The 17,103-nt window shown below is 60.3% G+C and carries 12 protein-coding genes and 1 pseudogene; 10 read left to right on the plus strand and 3 right to left on the minus strand.

Features of this window, described 5'->3' with window-relative positions; all coding sequences use genetic code 11:
- Positions 1-15: 15 nt before the first annotated feature.
- From BLR75_RS09150 to BLR75_RS09170, 5 genes are all read left to right on the plus strand, one after another.
- A complete protein-coding gene (locus tag BLR75_RS09150) occupies positions 16-963 on the plus strand; it encodes a PDR/VanB family oxidoreductase (RefSeq protein ID WP_084310567.1) in 948 nt (315 codons plus the stop codon).
- A 48-nt stretch (positions 964-1,011) separates the two neighbouring features.
- Positions 1,012-2,472 carry a sulfatase family protein gene (locus tag BLR75_RS09155; protein ID WP_084310566.1) on the plus strand — a complete coding sequence of 487 codons (1,461 nt, stop codon included), beginning with the start codon at positions 1,012-1,014 and terminating at the stop codon, positions 2,470-2,472.
- A 109-nt stretch (positions 2,473-2,581) separates the two neighbouring features.
- Positions 2,582-4,249 carry a GMC family oxidoreductase gene (locus BLR75_RS09160; protein ID WP_084310565.1) on the plus strand — a complete coding sequence of 556 codons (1,668 nt, stop codon included), beginning with the start codon at positions 2,582-2,584 and terminating at the stop codon, positions 4,247-4,249.
- A gap of 71 nt (positions 4,250-4,320) precedes the next feature.
- Positions 4,321-4,725 (plus strand): YidH family protein, encoded by a 405-nt coding sequence (locus BLR75_RS09165; RefSeq protein WP_084310564.1) that lies wholly within the window; start codon positions 4,321-4,323, stop codon positions 4,723-4,725.
- A 4-nt stretch (positions 4,726-4,729) separates the two neighbouring features.
- On the plus strand, positions 4,730-5,074 hold the full coding sequence (locus BLR75_RS09170) for a DUF202 domain-containing protein (protein ID WP_084310563.1): 345 nt from the start codon (positions 4,730-4,732) through the stop codon (positions 5,072-5,074).
- Positions 5,075-5,155: 81 nt separating this feature from the next.
- On the opposite strand, the gene BLR75_RS09175 is transcribed toward BLR75_RS09170, so the two are convergent.
- A complete protein-coding gene (locus BLR75_RS09175) occupies positions 5,156-6,400 on the minus strand; it encodes an OprD family porin (protein ID WP_084310562.1) in 1,245 nt (414 codons plus the stop codon).
- Between the two features lie 32 nt (positions 6,401-6,432).
- Complete coding sequence (locus BLR75_RS09180) at positions 6,433-7,275, minus strand: TSUP family transporter (RefSeq protein ID WP_084310561.1); 843 nt, start codon at positions 7,273-7,275, stop codon at positions 6,433-6,435.
- Positions 7,276-7,462: 187 nt separating this feature from the next.
- Here BLR75_RS09180 and BLR75_RS09185 point away from each other — a divergent pair, with 187 nt between their 5' ends.
- From BLR75_RS09185 to BLR75_RS09195, 3 genes are all read left to right on the plus strand, one after another.
- Positions 7,463-8,236 (plus strand): GntR family transcriptional regulator, encoded by a 774-nt coding sequence (locus tag BLR75_RS09185; RefSeq protein ID WP_169720222.1) that lies wholly within the window; start codon positions 7,463-7,465, stop codon positions 8,234-8,236.
- Between the two features lie 509 nt (positions 8,237-8,745).
- Positions 8,746-10,047 carry an MFS transporter gene (locus BLR75_RS09190; RefSeq protein ID WP_084310559.1) on the plus strand — a complete coding sequence of 434 codons (1,302 nt, stop codon included), beginning with the start codon at positions 8,746-8,748 and terminating at the stop codon, positions 10,045-10,047.
- A 280-nt stretch (positions 10,048-10,327) separates the two neighbouring features.
- A complete protein-coding gene (locus tag BLR75_RS09195) occupies positions 10,328-13,177 on the plus strand; it encodes an FAD-binding and (Fe-S)-binding domain-containing protein (protein WP_084310558.1) in 2,850 nt (949 codons plus the stop codon).
- Between the two features lie 109 nt (positions 13,178-13,286).
- On the opposite strand, the pseudogene BLR75_RS09200 reads toward BLR75_RS09195, so the two are convergent.
- A pseudogene (locus BLR75_RS09200) lies at positions 13,287-13,442 on the minus strand (FAS1-like dehydratase domain-containing protein); the annotation flags it as partial.
- 637 nt (positions 13,443-14,079) lie between these two features.
- Between BLR75_RS09200 and BLR75_RS09205 the strand changes: the two are divergent.
- Together BLR75_RS09205 and BLR75_RS09210 are read left to right on the plus strand one after the other, a co-directional pair.
- Positions 14,080-15,690 carry a DUF1302 domain-containing protein gene (locus BLR75_RS09205; RefSeq protein WP_217633598.1) on the plus strand — a complete coding sequence of 537 codons (1,611 nt, stop codon included), beginning with the start codon at positions 14,080-14,082 and terminating at the stop codon, positions 15,688-15,690.
- A gap of 21 nt (positions 15,691-15,711) precedes the next feature.
- Positions 15,712-17,082: a DUF1329 domain-containing protein gene (locus tag BLR75_RS09210; protein ID WP_084310556.1), complete on the plus strand. Its 1,371-nt coding sequence runs from the start codon at positions 15,712-15,714 to the stop codon at positions 17,080-17,082.
- Positions 17,083-17,103 lie beyond the last annotated feature (21 nt).

The following is a 17,103-nucleotide window of genomic DNA, read 5'->3' on the forward strand; positions in this document are numbered from 1 at the left end:
AGACCGAGGCGCATCATGCAAACAGTCAAAGTGCGGTGCATCGAGAACCAGGCTGCAGGTATCAATACCTTCGAACTGGTCGATCCGGCAGGCCGCGAACTGCTTCCCTTTACCGCAGGCGCGCACATCGACCTGCACCTTCCCGGAGGCTTCATTCGCCAATACTCGCTGTGCAACAGCCCGCAAGAGCGCCATCGCTATGTGGTCGGTGTGCTGAATGTTCCGGACAGTCGCGGTGGTTCGCGAAGCTTGCACACAAACGTACGTGCCGGCGATCTGCTGCAGATTTCCGAGCCGCGCAACAACTTCCCGCTGGCCGAGCGAGCCGAACGGCATCTGCTGATCGGCGGCGGCATCGGCGTTACGCCCATGATGGCGATGCTCGAACACTTCGAGACCAGCGGCGCTGATTACATCCTTTATTACTGTGGCGAGACGCCCGAGCGCACCGCGTTCAAGGAACGTCTCGCACCTCTTGTCGGCAGGCGTGTCGTGATCCATTACGACGGGGGTGATGCTGCCCGACGCCTGGATATCCGTGAGCTGCTTCAGCATCACGAGCCTGGTACCCATGTGTACTGCTGTGGCCCGTCCGGCTTGATGGCCGGAGTAAAGGCAGCCACTGAGCACTGGCCGAAAGGCACAGTGCACTTCGAGCATTTCGCCGCACCAGTGCAACCGAAGTCGGTACCGACGAACGATGGCGAGTTCGAGGTGACCTTGTCTCGCAGCGGGCAGCGCTTTGCCGTCCCCGTGGACAAGAGCATTGCCCAGGTGCTGCGCGATGCCGGCGTGGCCTGCGAAACCTCTTGCGAGGCAGGCATCTGTGGGACTTGCCGGACCCGCTATATCGACGGGCAGGTCGACCACCGCGACTTCATCCTCAGTGAGGACGAAAAGAAGGACCACTTGTTGATCTGCTGCTCCCGGGCCAAGAGCGCAAATCTGGTCCTCGACCTTTGAAAAGAATCCCGCGTGTGGCTGTCAGCTAATGAATTCTGGAGTACCAAAATGACAAAGCCAAAGAATCTGGTCGTCATCATGTCCGATGAACACAACCCCAAGGCACTGGGTTGTTACGGCAACGACTTCGTCAAGACACCGAACCTGGATGCGCTGGCCGCCTCCGGTACGCGCTTCACTGCATCCTATTGCAACTCACCGGTATGCATCCCGGCGCGAGCGACGTTCGCCACCGGGCGCTACATCCATCAGATGGGCTTTTGGGACAACGCCGACCCGTATGACGGCTCGGTACCCAGTTGGCACCACCGCGTGCGCAGCAGCGGGCAGCGCTGCGTTTCGATCGGCAAGCTGCATTTCCGCTCGGTGGATGATGACAACGGCTTTAGCCAGGAAATTGTGCCGATGCACGTCATCGAAGGCAAAGGCGACCTGATGGGGCTGGTGCGCGAGGACCTGCCGCGTCGTGGCGGTGCCTGGAAAATGGCTGGCCAGGCCGGGCCGGGCGAGTCGTCCTATACCCTCTACGACCGCAACATCGCGGCGCTGGCCCAGACCTGGCTGCGCGAAGAGGCGCCCAAATATCAAGATCAACCCTGGGTGCTATTCGTCTCGTTCGTTGCACCGCATTTCCCGTTGACCGCGCCCCCGGAGCATTTCTACAAGTACTACCTGGACGACAATCTGCCGTGGCCCAAGCTCTACGACAAGGCGGAACGCCCGGATCATCCGTATATCAGGGATTACGCGTCGAGCTTCGCCTACGATGATTTCTTCGACAGCGAAGACAAGGTGCGTCGCGCCCTGGCCGGCTACTACGGTCTGGTCAGCTTCCTCGACGAAAACATCGGCAAGGTCATCACCACCCTCAACGACTGCGGTTTGGGCGATGATACGCGGATCATCTATACCAGCGATCATGGCGACAATCTGGGTACCCGCGGTCTGTGGGGCAAGTCGACCATGTTCGAAGAAGCGGTGGGTGTGCCGTTGATCATTTCCGGCGAAGGCATTCCGGCCGGCGTTGAGAAGAAGACGCCGGTCACCCACATCGATGTCTATCCGACCATCCTCGAGGCGGTTGGCGTTGAGCCGACAGCTGAGGACCGTTCGCTGTCCGGACAGTCGCTTTTCGAGCTGGCCAACCAGGAAAACCACGACCGCCTGGCCTTTGCCGAATACCACGGTATGGGGTCGGCAACCGGTGCCTTCATGGTTCGCGACCATCGCTACAAATACGTCTACTACGTCGATTACCAACCGCACCTATTCGATCTCCTCGAGGATCCAGAGGAGCTGATAAACCTCGCTGAACTGCCAGGCAACGAGGCTCTGGTGGCCGACTACCACGCCAAGCTGCTGAGCATCTGCGATCCGCACGAAGTCGATGCCCGCGCGCGCAAGCGCCAGGCCCAGCTGCTGGCGCTTAACGGCGGACGCGAGGCGGTTGTCGCCCGAGGCGACCTGGGCTACTCGCCGCCACCGGGCGTAGCGGTTGACTTCAATTAAGGCTCAGCACTCCTGACAACAATAGCGACGGCCGCAACCGTGCGTCTTGGAGCCGCGATACCCTCGCCGGCTCCCTTGCCGGCATCCGCGGCCTAGTGGGAGATCGACGGTGAACCAACCTGAATATGACTACATCGTGGTAGGTGCCGGCTCTGCCGGTTGTGCGCTGGCGGCCCGCCTGAGCGAGACCGAGAAGTTCAGTGTGTTGCTGCTGGAGGCCGGACCCAGCGACCGGCACTTTTGGATCCATTTGCCGATTGGCTACGGCAAGACCATGTTCAACCCGACATACAACTGGTCGTTTCACACCGAACCGGTGCCGGAGCTGGACAACCGACCGATCTACTGGCCGCGTGGAAAAACCCTTGGAGGTTGCAGTTCGATCAACGGGCTCGTCTACATCCGCGGGCAGGCAGAGGATTACGATGCCTGGGAAAAACAGGGCAACCAGGGCTGGGGTTGGCGCCATGTGCTGCCTTACTTCAAGAAGATGGAATGCAATGAGCGTGGGGAAAGCGAATATCACGGCGGCAACGGCCCGTTGAGCGTTTCCGATCTTCGCGAACCTAACGAACTAGTCGATGCCTTCATCCGTGGCGCCGAGCAGATCGGCATCTCACGTAACGATGATTTCAACGGTGCCAAACAGGAGGGGGTTGGCTACTTTCAACTGACCACTCGCAATGGATGGCGCTGTTCGGCGGCCAAGGCCTACCTGAAGCCAAATCGCGGTCGGAAGAACCTGGTGGTGGAAACCGACGCTCATGTCTGCAAGGTCATCATGCAGGGCAAGCGTGCCGTGGGCGTGGCCTACGAGCGGGCAGGCGTCGCGGTTACCGCTCGGGCGCGCAAGGAGGTGCTGCTATGTGCAGGCGCTCTGCAGACGCCGCAGTTGCTGCAACTCTCCGGCATCGGTCCGCGCGAGGTGCTGGAGCAGCACGGAATCGACGTAGTCCATGAGCTTCCTGGCGTCGGTCGCAACCTGCAGGATCATCTCCAGATTCGCATCATGTTCAAGTGCACCAAGCCCATTACCACCAATGACCAGTTGCGTTCGCTCTGGGGGCAGGCGCTGATCGGTATGAAGTGGGCATTCTTCCGGAAAGGACCGCTGGCGGTGGGCATCCAGCAAGGCTGCATGTTCGCCAGGACGAGGCCTGAAGAAGCAACACCGGATGTGCAGTTCCACTTTGGCACGCTCAGCGCCGACATGACGGCCGGGAAGCCACACAAATGGCCGGGTTTCACCATGTCGGTGTGCCAGCTGCGCCCAACCAGCCGTGGTGAATTGCGCATTCGCTCGAAGAATCCCAAGGATGCACCGCTGATTGAGCCTAACTATCTCGCCACTGAAGAGGATCGCCAGACCATGGTCCGTGGCTTCAAGTTGGCGCGCAAGCTGGCGGCGACCCCGGCCATGGCCGGTTATATCGCCGACGAGTACAACCCGGGCTCCTCGGTGCAGAGCGAGGAGGACATGCTCGCATTCGTTCGTCGCAACGGCTCCTCGATCTTCCACCCGGTGGGCACATGCAAGATGGGGCATGGTCCTGATGCAGTAGTCGATGATCGCTTGCGCGTGCATGGGATCGAAGGACTGCGGGTAGTGGACGCTTCGATCATGCCGACCCTGGTCTCCGGCAACACCAATGCCCCGGCGATGATGATTGCTGAAAAGGCTGCGGACATGATCAAGGAAGATGCCCTCTGGCCGCAGGGTCGCCAAACGCAACAAATTCCTCAGTCTGCGGCCCAGAAACATCACGCCTCGGTCTGAGCCGAATCGCCAGAGCCCCGGCGGCATATGCCGTCGGGGCTTCCGGCCTCATCGATTAATGGCAGGTATTCATGACTGCGCAGCAGAAAGATCTCCCGCAACCCGCAACCCGCGGGCGCTTCTCGTCGCTGCTGCTATCCGGTGGCTGCGAGCCGGACCCACGTTTCACTCTGGCTAACGAGCGCACCTTCCTGGCATGGATCCGTACCTCGCTTGCGCTGCTCGCTGGGGGCATTGCCGTAGAGGCGTTGAACCTGGAGTTGTTCGCCCCGGAAATGCGCAAAATGCTGTCAATTTCGCTATTGGCGCTGGCCATGCTTATCAGCATGTCGGCCAGCATTCGCTGGCTGAATGTCGAACGCGCACTGCGCCACAAGGCTCCTTTGCCCTTGCCAGCTCTGGTGCCGCTGCTATCGCTGGGCGGTACGCTGGTCACGCTTGTGCTGATCGGCTTCCTCATCTTCCGCCAGGCCTGACGGCATGTCGGGCCGCAACAGTGGGCGCGCCGCACCTCTGCATTCAGACGACGGTCTCCAACCGGAGCGTACCTCTCTGGCATGGGGGAGAACGCTGTTGGCATTGGTGGTCACGGCGTGCTTCTTCCTGCGCTGGATGCACTCCCAGGGCTGGTTGGGTGCCGGATTGGCGATGGCCTGCTTACTGCTCGGAGTATTCGTCTGGGTGGCGCTGCGGTTGCGTTATCGCGCCGGGGCTGCCGGTATCCGGAATAACCGACTGGCTCCAGCGCTATCGTCCGTATTGCTGGTGGGGCTGGGCGTCACCACGATGGCGGCACTGTCCATCTGGGCCGCTGTTCGTATCTGAATGAACAATGGCCGGACAGCATGTTCGGTCCGTTTACCGAAAGTCGAGGGGGCGGTTGCCAAAGCACCGCCCCCTTTCCTTTTACCAGAATGCCAGCTTGTAGCCGATGATCACGCGGTTTTCGTCTACGTCACGGGTCAGCCCGTCACTGGAGCGAAACGTGATGTTACGCATCTGTATATACGCATTTTTCAGCGGGCCGCTCTGCACGGTGTAAAACAGTTCGCTGTCGCGCTCCCACTCCTTACCCTGTTCTCGTCCATTGACCAGGGCGTCCTGGCCATTGACGTAGCGTGTGGTGAAGGTCAGTCCGGGAATACCGAGAGCGGCAAAGTCATAGTCATAGCGCAATTGCCAGGACTTCATATCTTCCTTGGTGAATGTTCCATAGAACGACAGGTTGACCACGAAGGGATCCTGGCCAACGAAAGGAAATTCACCATCACCGGAAATCTTCTGGTATGCGCCGCTGAACCGATGACCGCCCACGCTCAGGCTGACCATGCCGTTGAGGTTGTCGTTGTCGAAACGGCCCATCTTGGCGCTGCCATCGTCGCGGCTCTTGAAATAGCGCAGGTCGGTACGCAGACGCATTTGCTTGCTCAGCGGCCAGGTATGAACGAGGCCGACGAAGTGCTGGCTATAGATGTCTGCCAGTCCGCCATAGTAGTAACTGGCGGTAAGGTTTTCGTCGAGGTTGTAACTGCCGCCGGCAACATCCAGATGATCGCTTTCCACGCCGCCACGGTAATAGGTTATGCGATCGTTGCTGCTGGAGTTGCGTTGATCCGAATGGGTAAAACGCCCGACGTTGAGCGTCAGCCCGTCGATCTCCTGGGAGGTGAGCAACCCGCCGCTGTAGCTGGAAGGCAATAGGCGCCCATAGTTGTAAGTCAGTACGGGCAGGGTGGGGAACATGCTGCCTATACGCAGCACGCTATTCGACAGCTTGAACTTTGCGGTACCGCGCAGCTCGCTGAAATCATCGGCCGGAGTACCGTCTGTGCTTTGCGGAAGCGTGCCGTTATCGCCGCTGCGTCCACGGGCGGAGTCCAGCTTGATCCCCAGGGCGCCGTAAGCGTCCAGGCCCACTCCAATGGGTGTGGCGGTGTAGCCGGACTCGAAACGTAGCAAAAAACCTTGGCTCCATTCGTTCTGCGGCTCACCGCCTCCGGTCTGGCGGTAATCACGGTTCATGTAGAAGTTTCGCAGTTCCAGACTGGCTGTGCTGTTTTCGATAAAGGCGGCTGAGACGTTACCGCTCAGGGCGAGACTCGACAGGCCGATCAGGGAGAAAGGCAGTGGACGTAACCGTAGATCAATCATTGTTTTTATCTCTAGGGCAGACGTGGGCAAGCTCAAGGCAAAGGCTTGGGTTTTGGTGGTACGGCGGAAAGGGTTTTGCTCGGGTAGATGGCAGAAACAGGCGTGGGCGAGCCGTTGCCAGGCTCGGGTGCAATTGCCGTGGCCGAAATGAAGCCGCCCATCACAACGAAGAGCGCAAAGGCGCCGCGGCGCATGGCGAGGTCTGAGAGTCGCGGTGGAAACCGAACGTAAAGCCAGCTGGCCAGCATGGCGGCAGGGATCGACAGGAGACCGAGCGACATCACTTCGGTATCCAGTTCGCCGTGCAGGGTCTGCATGATCAGGCGGACCAGGGACATGGCCAGGGACAACGCGAGCAGGCTTGTGCGGATTGCCTGGATGGAAATGGGCTGGCGATAGTAGTGGTAGATCAAGGGAGGGCCGGGAATGCTGAACATGCCCCCCATCAGTCCGCCCAAAACGCCCATCATGACGAAGCTGGCGGAGTTCGAACGCGTGTGGCTGGGACGCGGCTTGATGAAAAGGGCGATTCCGCCCACCACGATCAGTCCCCCCAGCAACAGTTGCAGCAAGGCGGTATTTTTTTCTTCCAGTTCGCCCAGCAGCCACAATCCCAGGAGCGTGCCAGGAAGCAGACCCAGGAGGCTCTTGAAGAACGAAACTCGATCGACATGCTGCCAGTGGCGTGCCAGCGCGATACCAATTCCAGGTACGGCGACGATGGTAATGGTGGTCGCCGCTATCGCCATGGAGGTGGCCTGGGTGAGGACCGCGATGGCTAATACGACGATACCCAGAGCGAAACCGGTGAATGCCTGCAGATAGCTACCGATGGCCACGGCGAGAAGAATTATGATGATTGCGCTGAGTTCCATGGAGCATCCTGATTAGGGTGAGGGCCAAGCATGTTCGACACGTCTGACTGTGCGGTCTGATCTATCCGGAACAGGGGGACCCTCGGTGTCTGCGAGGCGGGTGCACTCCGCTGGGCGCCAGGAGGTAGTCATGATACGATATAAAGCTATATAGCTTTAGTCAATGCGTTGTTTGGGAGGACGAGGAATGTCGGAACGAGAGGCGATCGATTTTTACGACCGCTACCGGCCACATGGCGTAATGGGGTTGCCCAAATACGTGCAATTGCGGGAGGCCTTGCTGGCAGCAATCAACGATGGCTACTGGGGGCCCGGCATGCAGTTGCCCAATGAGTCCACCCTGGCCTCCATCACGCCTTTCAGTTTGGGAACGGTGCAGAAAGCACTGCGGGATCTGGTTGCTTCCAAAACGATCGTGCGCCGCCACGGGCATGGCACGTTCGTAGCTGAACGGGCGGTGCCAATGTTGTCGCCGATGCACCTGCGCTTCGAGGACGACGAAGGAAACATCTTCCCCATCTATGCTGCGGTGGTGGGGCAGGAGAGCGGGTTGGATGGCCAGCTATGGGCGGACAAGCTGGGTGCGGGTGTGCGTAGCGTCGTCAAGGTCGATAGGGTTTTTACGGTGGGCGAAGGGTTCCGCTGTTTCAGCCACTTCTTCATCGACGGTGATCGTTTCCCTGCGTTTGCCGAGCCCGAAATGCTTGATTTTGCTGGGGCAAACTTCAAAGCGCTGCTTTATGACCGCTATAACGTCCGCATCCATGAGCTGATTCAGAAGTTGCGCGTAGAGCAGTTTCCTGACGAGGTGTGCCGTCAGTTGGAGCTTGATGAAGGGACGGTTGGAGTCGTGCTCGAATTCCATGCCATGAGCCACAGTGCACAGCCGATCTATTTCCAAGAGGCGTTTATCCCCCCCAATAGCTATCGGTTGCGCCTGGAGGCCAACCTGGAGTCGTGAGCATCGCTGAGTCTTTCCTCAGCCAGTGGCCTGCTTTCATAAAGCAGGCCTTCAGTCCGCCTGCGCTGTCCCTCAGCGCGCACCCGCCTGCGAGCACCAAGCAGGTCGCCAGTAGCTCAATCCTCTCCGCGTAGCGCCGGGCAAGACAGCCTGACGGCGCGCGTCTTCGTACCGCCATCGACATCTTCATCTGACGCGGCCCCTTTCGCAGCCTTTGGAGCCTTGATCCGGCTGGGGTCAAGTCATGTCCGCAAAACAGGTTTTACAGCATAGCTATGGTGCTATATAGTTCTTGTGCGGTTGCATAAAACAACAACAATCAGCTGGAGCCCATGCGCCAGCGAGGAGAACACCATGCCTACGAATGCGTTCCATCCCGCGTGCCGTGCCTCATCGTCCTGTCCCAGGCCACCTGTTTGGCTTCCTTCCCCAGAGTCATCGGATTTCAGCCGATAGCACCCGACTTCCACATTCGCGATCGACGGTTTAAATATCCTCTGGGGTGAAATATGGCTCGACTTAAAAACACCAAAACGCAGGCATGGGTCATCACGCTCCTGCTTGCGGCATTCATGGTCATTAACTTCATGGACAAGGCGATTCTTGGCATCGTCGCCGTTCCACTGATGGCCGACCTGGGGCTTTCGCCTTCTGAGTTCGGCCTGATTGCCAGTAGCTTCTTCCTGCTGTTCTCGATATCAGCCATCGGCTTTGGCCTCGTCGCCGACCGGGTATCATCGAAAAAGTTATTGCTGGTGTGTGCCGGAATCTGGGGGATTGCACAATTCCCCCTGGCCTTCATGGCCTCGGTACCGCTGCTTTACTTTTCGCGGATCTTGCTTGGAGCCGGGGAGGGGCCGGCTTATCCGTTGGCCCTGCATGCTTGCTACAAGTGGTTCCCCAACGACAAGCGCAACCTGCCATCGGCAGTGATCTTCCAAGGTGTCACCGCTGGCTTGCTGATTTCCGGACCGCTGCTGACCTTTGTGGTCGTGAAGTGGAGCTGGCACGCGGCGTTCTTCGTACTCGGCGTGGCCAGTCTGGTCTGGATGGCGCTATGGGCCTATTTCGGCGCCGAAGGGAAAGTCGTTGATAACGGCGCGGAGCGTGAAAAGGACGAAGTGCCGCGTTTGCCATATAGGCTGCTGATCACCGACCGAACCTTCCTGGCCAACATGTTGATGTACTGGACCACCTACTGGATCTTCTCGGTGATGTTCACCTGGGTGCCGTCCTACATGCGCAAGGTGATGAACTACGACGCGACAGACGCCGGCTGGATGTTCATGGTGTTTACCGCCTTCAACGTCCCTATCGTGCTCGGTGGGTCGTGGATCTCTCAGAAGCTGATGAAAAAAGGATTCTCCTCTAAGTACGCAAGAGGCGGTCTGACCTCCTGTCTGGTTCTTCTCGGAGGAGTACTCATCCTCACGGCTGTCTATCTGGTCCAACAGCCGTTGCTGAAGGTCATCCTTCTGGCGATTGGTTGCAACCTGCCGCAAATCTCCTTCGTGCTGAGCTCGACGATCGTCGCCGAGATCATGCCGGGTGCCCAGCGCTCTTCGATGATGTCCATCAACAGCGCGCTCGCGACCACCGGTGGACTGTTCGCTCCGGCGTTGATGGGAGGGCTTATCCAGGGTGCCGCAACACCTGCGCTGGGTTACGACCAGGGATTCATGGTGGCAGGCCTGTTGTGCGTCGTGACCAGCTTCATCGGTTTTGCTTTCGTCAATCCTGAAGCGAGCAAAAACCGCTTTGTCCGTCTTGTCGAAATGAGACGGAGCCAACCTGCAATCCTCGCCCGCTAAGTGGGATGTCAGTGGCGCCAAGAGGCGCCGCTGATTCACTTTCAACCGTGTTCATGTGAGCCGGGCAAAGACCGGGAATACATACAAACCACCTTGCTCAAGTCTGTTCCACTCCTGCGATTTCGCAGCGATTGGCTGGGACTTGCTCCCGTACATCTGCAAATCAAATTCCGGTTTGGCCGAGTCTGCCCTCGACGACAGTGCTTCGCTGGGTTGAGTCGGAACGGCGGCACTTTCTTGAAACCCCCACGTTTCCTACTTTAGTAATTCGGAGTTCACCGTGAGCTTGCCTGAGAGTTTTCTTCACGCCATCGAGCGTCTGATCCCCTCCGAACGCCGCTTCGACGATCCTCTGTCGACTCTGGCCTTCGGAACCGACGCGAGCTTCTATCGAATGATTCCCCAGCTAGTGGTACGCGTGGAGTCCGAAGCAGAAGTAGTCCAGTTGCTCAAACTGGCCCACGCGGAGAAAGTGCCGGTGACTTTCCGCGCCGCCGGTACCAGCTTGTCCGGCCAGGCTATCAGTGACTCGGTACTGATTGTTCTTGGCGATCACTGGAACGGCCGTGACATCCGCGACCAGGGAGCGCAGATCCGTCTGCAGCCAGGTGTCATCGGTGCCAACGCCAATGCCGCGCTTGCGCCTTTCCAGCGCAAGATCGGCCCCGATCCGGCCTCGATCAATGCGGCGAAGATCGGCGGTATAGTCGCCAACAACTCCAGCGGCATGTGCTGTGGTATCGCGCAAAACAGCTATCAGACATTGGCCGGCCTGCGACTGGTGTTGGCTGACGGTACGGTAGTCGACAGCGAAGACCCGGCCAGTATCGCAGAGTTCAAACGGAGCCATGCCGCGCTGCTCGCTCAGTTGGCCGAACTGGGCCGCGAGACCCGCGCCAACCCGGAACTGGCGGCGAAGATCCGTCATAAATACCGGCTGAAGAACACGACAGGCTTCTCTTTGAACGCACTGGTCGACTACGACGAGCCGCTGGACATCCTCACCCATCTGATGGTCGGTTCCGAGGGCACCCTCGGCTTCATCAGCGCGGTGACCTACGACACGGTGCCGGACCACCCGCACAAGGCCAGCGCACTGATCGTCTTTCCCGACGTGGAGACCTGTTGCACCGCGGTGACCGTGCTCAAGCAGCAGCCGGTGTCCGCCGTGGAACTGCTCGACCGCCGCAGCCTGCGCTCGGTGGAGAACATGCAGGGCATGCCGGAGTGGGTGAGAAGCCTGTCCGCCAACGCCTGCGCGCTGCTGGTCGAATCCCGCGCCGCCAGCCAGTCGCTGCTGCACGAGCAACTGGCGCAGATCACCGCATCCATCGCCCGCTTCCCGGTGGAGAAACAGGTCGACTTCAGCGAAGACCCGGTGGTCTACAACCAGCTCTGGCGCATCCGCAAGGACACCTTCCCGGCGGTTGGCGCAGTGAGGAAAACTGGCACCACGGTGATCATCGAGGATGTCACCTTCCCGGTCGATCGCCTGGCTGAGGGTGTCAACGGTCTGCTCGAACTACTCGATAAGCACCACTACGACGAGGCGATCCTCTTCGGACACGCGCTGGAAGGCAACCTGCACTTCGTCTTCACCCAGGGCTTCGATGATCCCGCCCAGGTCGCACGCTACGAGACCTTCATGGGCGATGTCGCACAACTTGTTGCCGTCGAGTTTGGCGGAGCGCTGAAGGCGGAGCACGGCACCGGCCGCAACATGGCTCCTTTCGTCGAGCTGGAATGGGGCACCGAGGCCTATCAGCTGATGTGGCGAATCAAGAGGCTGCTCGATCCCACCGGTATCCTTAATCCCAATGTGGTGCTTTCCGAAGATCCACAAATCCATCTGAAGAACCTCAAGCCGTTGCCGGCCGCCGACGGGATCGTCGACAAGTGCATCGAGTGCGGCTTCTGCGAGCCGGTCTGCCCGTCCAACGGGCTGACACTTACGCCGCGCCAGCGCATCGTGATTTGGCGCGACATTCAGGCGAGGAAGCGCGCCGGCGTCGATACTCGCGAACTGGAGCGGCTTTACCACTATTACGGCGTTGAGACCTGCGCCGCGACTGGCCTGTGCGCCCAGCGCTGCCCAGTGGGGATAAATACCGGCGACCTGGTGCGCAAGCTGCGCGGCGTAGAAAACACGAATGCCGGTCCCGCCAGATGGCTGGCTGGTCACTTTTCCACCGCGCTTAAAGGTGTCCGGCTGACCCTGGCCGCCGCAGACACAGCTCGTCGTCTACTCGGGGCGCCGCGTCTGGCCGCATGGAGTGCAGGGCTGCGCCGCATTTCTGGTGAGCGCCTGCCGCAGTGGACCTCGACATTGCCGCAACCGGTAAAAATACATCTTCCAGGCCAGGCTCAACCGACAGATGCACCGCGTGTGGTCTACATAGCCGCCTGTGTGTCGCGCGCCATGGGGCCCGCGGGGGGCGATATCGAGCAAGTGCCGCTGTTCGAAAAGACCCGGGCATTACTGGAAAAGGCCGGCTATGAGGTGGTATTCCCAGACGCGCTGGACAACCTGTGCTGCGGTCAGCCGTTCGCCTCCAAGGGGTATCCAGAGCAGGCCGAGGCCAAGCGCCGGGAGTTGCTCGACGCGCTGCTCAAAGCCAGCCGCGGTGGCCTCGACCCCATCTATTGCGACACCAGTCCTTGCACGTTGCGCCTGGTTCAAGGCTTGACCGACAGTCGCCTGGCTATCTACGACCCAGTGAAATTCATCCGCGAACATTTGCTGGAGCGTCTGGATATCACGCCGCAGGACACGTCCGTGGCAGTGCACGTCACTTGTAGCACTCAGCATCTGGGCGAGGCGCAGGCACTTATCGATATCGTCCGACGTTGTGTGACGAAGGTTGTCGTCCCCGAGGGTATTCACTGCTGCGGCTTTGCTGGCGACAAGGGCTTTACTGAGCCTGAGTTGAACGCCCACGCGCTGCGTGGCCTGAAGGATGCAGTACAGATTTGCACAGAGGGCATTTCAACCAGCCGCACCTGCGAGATAGGCCTTTCTCAGCATGGCGGCATCGACTATCACGGCCTGGTTTATCTTGTGGACCGTGTTTCGAAAAGCCGATTGACCGTGTCCAGCCGTCCGGAGATGGCTATGGAGGGAGTTGACTGACCGAAGCGGCGCCAGGTGGACGCACTCGCACGGGGTGTCGACCATCTGCGCTCGGCATTCAGGCCATAGAGGATGTACTCGAAGCTCTTGCCCTCTTTGCCGATCAGCAGGGCCAGTCGAAATAGATACGGTGGGCGTTGAGGGTCACCGCGAAGTAGCAGAACAGCGGGGACGGATCGGGCGCGACGCTCTCTTCCCAGTCCGCCAGAGGCGATGGCTCGCCCTGGCCGAGCTTGGGCGGCGAGGGTTCACGATAGACGACGTCCTGCATGATGCGGGGAGCGCGGAGGCGGGGGGATGCGCTTTTGCGGAAGTCGAGTTCGAGCTCAGGCCAAGATCGTGGCGAGCTCTTGCCCCAATCACTTCGCAGTCGTATTTGGCAACCGCGTGGAACGGGGCATACATCACCCAGGCGTTCCGGCAGTACTGGCCCGCCAATTTTCTCCATAGGAACGCTTGCGCGAGGAAGGGCTGCGGTGTAGCTTAATAAAAAACGTTCCTGTCGGTTTGTTCTTGTGCCTGGACCCGACACGACGCCAAGAGCAAGAAACAATAAGAACTAGAGGCCTCGCGATGATCTGCAAAGCTCATGAAGTGCCGTGCTCCAGCCTGCCGCAAGCTGTCTTTCCGAAGACGGCGGGCTGTCATTCCTCCCGCGCTTCCTACTCCCTCGCTCCTGATCCGATTCGCCCATGGCGTGACATCGACGTTGCGCCAGGTATGCCAATTCCTCACCGAAACGCATAGAGGCCCCGTCGTTCCCGGGGGCGAAGCCTTTTCTCCTGGCTTCTGCATCCCAAAGGTTGCGAAGTTAAAAAATACAACAATAAAAAACGAACATGATCGTTTGTAGTGATTGGTTCGTGATCAACCATCGAATGGATATCAGTCGGAGATACCAGATGCACAAGAACAAGAAAATCAGGTTCGGCAAACCCGTGATCCTTGGCGCCATGAGCGGTGCTGCCGTTGCCATGACATCCGTGCCTGCAAGTGCCTTCACCATCGACACGGGGATTCCGGACGTCAGCGTGCGTTGGGACAACACCGTCAAATACAACGCCGGCTGGCGCATGGAAGGCCAGGATCACAACCTGGTGAACTCCGCTGGTTTCAGCAGTTCGACCCTGTCCCATGACAAGCACGACATGGTCACCAACCGCTTCGACGTGCTGACCGAAATGGACGTCGTCTACAAGGAAGAACATGGTGTGCGCGTCTCGGCGGCCGGCTGGTACGACGCCGAATACGACAACGACGTGAAGTTCAACCCTGCCGTCGGCCAGACGCCCTATCCGAACAACAAGTTCACCAACGACGTCGAGCGCTATTACAAGCAATCCGGCGAAATCCTCGACGCTTTCGCCTTCACCAGGTTCGACCTGGGCAGCGTGCCGGTGAACCTCAAGGCCGGCCGCCACAACATCTACTGGGGCGAGTCGCTGTTCACCTTCGGCGACAGCATCGCCTATGGCCAGGGCCCGCTGGACCTGCGCAAGGCCACCTCGACGCCGGGCATCGAGGCCAAGGAACTGTTCCTGCCGCAGAGCCAGGTCTCCGCATCCGCGCAACTCACCGAGAAGGTCAGCCTGGCGGCCAACTACTACCTGGAGTGGGACCCGCACCGCCTGCCGGACGGCGGCACCTACCTCGGCGCCAGTGATGTCAGCCTGCTGGGCGGGCAGGTCGTCAACGGGCTGCCGTACCTCGGCGACGTGCATGGCGGGCGCAACGGCACGCCGGACGACAAGGGCAGCTTCGGCATCAACATGCAGATCCAGTCGGAAACCCTGGACGGCAACGTCGGCCTTTATTACCGCCGGTTCGACGACCGCATGCCCAACGTCGCGTTCGATCCGGTCACCGGCGTGCTGTTCAACGACTATGCCGAGGACGTGAAACTCTACGGCATCAGCTACAACCACCTGCTCGGCTCGATCTCGACCGGTGCGGAAATCTCCCGCCGGGAAGACACCGCCCTGGCCGGTAACGCCCGCGGCGACACCTGGCACGCGCTGATCAACATGATCGCCTACATCGGCAAGACGCCGGTGTTCGACTCCGCTCCGCTGAGCGCCGAACTCACCTACTCGCGCCTGGACAAGGTCAACAACGACACCAAGGCCCAGTTCGAGGCCGCGCAGAAGGGCCACGGCTGCAACCTCGACATCGAGGGCGGCTGCGTGACCAAGGATGCCTGGGGCGTGAACCTCAGCTTCACCCCGACCTGGTACCAGGTGTTCCCCGGCATCGACATGACCATGCCGATCACCTATGGCGTGGGCCTGCAGGGCAACTCGCCGGCACCGCTGGGCGCGGCCGAGAACTCCGGCTCCTGGAGCGTCGGCGTCGGCCTGGACGTGTACTCCCAGTACAAGGTCAACCTCGCCTACAACGACTACTTCGGCGACTACGTGAAGGCCCCGGGCAGCGACCAGATCCTCGCTTCCAACGGCAACGGGACCCTGGCCGATCGCGGCTGGCTCTCGCTGACCCTGAAAACCACGTTCTGATTTCGCTGTGAGGTGTTAACCATGCGCCACGTACTGACTTTGGCATCCCTGGTATTCGGTGTGACGGCCGCCAACATCAGCCTGGCCGCCGTGTCGCCGGAAGAAGCCAAGCAACTCGGCACCACCCTGACTCCCTGGGGCGCCGAGATTGCCGGCAATGCCGACGGCACCATTCCGAAATACACCGGCGGCATCCAGCCGCCGGCCAGCTACGACCCGGGCAGGCCGGGCATCCGCCCGGACCCGTTCGCCGACGAGAAGCCGGTCCTGACCATCACCGCGAAGAACATGCAGCAACACGCGGCGAAGCTGACCGAAGGCACCAAGGCGCTGTTCTCCAGGTACCCGGATTTCCGCATCGAGGTCTACCCGACCCACCGTACCGCGCGCTATCCGGAGTTCTACCAGCAGAACAGCCTGAAGAACGCCAGCGACTGCCAGCTGGGCACCGATGGCCTGCAGCTGAAGGGCTGCTGGGCCGGCGCGCCGTTCCCGATCCCGAAGAGCGGCCAGGAAGTCATGTGGAACCGCGTGCTCAAGTACGAGGGGCATGCATTCCGCGCCGACGACCTCATGACCACGGTGGTCGACGCCAACGGCACGGTGATCGACACCGCCGGCTGGAAGCAGTGGAACCAGTACCCGCTGTGGGATCCGCAGCGCAAGGAGAAGCTCGCCGGCAACGAGCTGAACGAACTGCTGCGCTCGGACTACAACTCGCCGGCGCGCAAGGCGGGCGAGAAACTGGTGCTGCAGGACGGTATCGACATGCTCAACAGCTCGCGCCGCGCCTGGTCCTACGTGGTCGGCCAGCGCCGCGTGAAGCTGTCGCCGGACGTCGCCTACGACACCCCGTCGCCCACCGGCGCCGGCATCGGCACGGTGGATGACTCCTCGGTGTTCTTCGGTTCCCTCGACCGCTACGACTTCACCCTCGTAGGGAAGAAGGAAATGTACATCCCCTACAACCTGTTCAGGATCCAGGACCCGGAGAAGTGCAGCCACGCCACAGTGCACACGAAGAACTTCGTCAATCCGGACTGCATGCGCTGGGAACTGCACCGGGTGTGGGTCGTCGAGGCCAAGCTGAAGCCGGGCAAGCGCCACATCTATCCGCGCCGCACCCTGTACTGGGATGAGGACTACCTGGGCGTGGGCATGTCCGACGCCTACGACAGCACCGGCAAGATCTACCGCGTGTCGCAGTCCGAATCCTTCCCGATGTACGAGTCCGCAGGGCACATCAGCGGCCAGTTCGCGGTGTACGACCTGGCCAGCGGCGCCTACGTACGGCAGGCGTACTCCAGCGGCAAGACCGGCTGGTACACGGCCGAGCCGGTTCCGTTGACCACCTTCTCGGCCCAGGCGATGAGCGCCGGCGGCATCCGCTGACGGATGCCCCGAGGCCGCCCG

This window comes from Pseudomonas jinjuensis (assembly GCF_900103845.1).
Classification (GTDB): domain Bacteria; phylum Pseudomonadota; class Gammaproteobacteria; order Pseudomonadales; family Pseudomonadaceae; genus Pseudomonas; species Pseudomonas jinjuensis.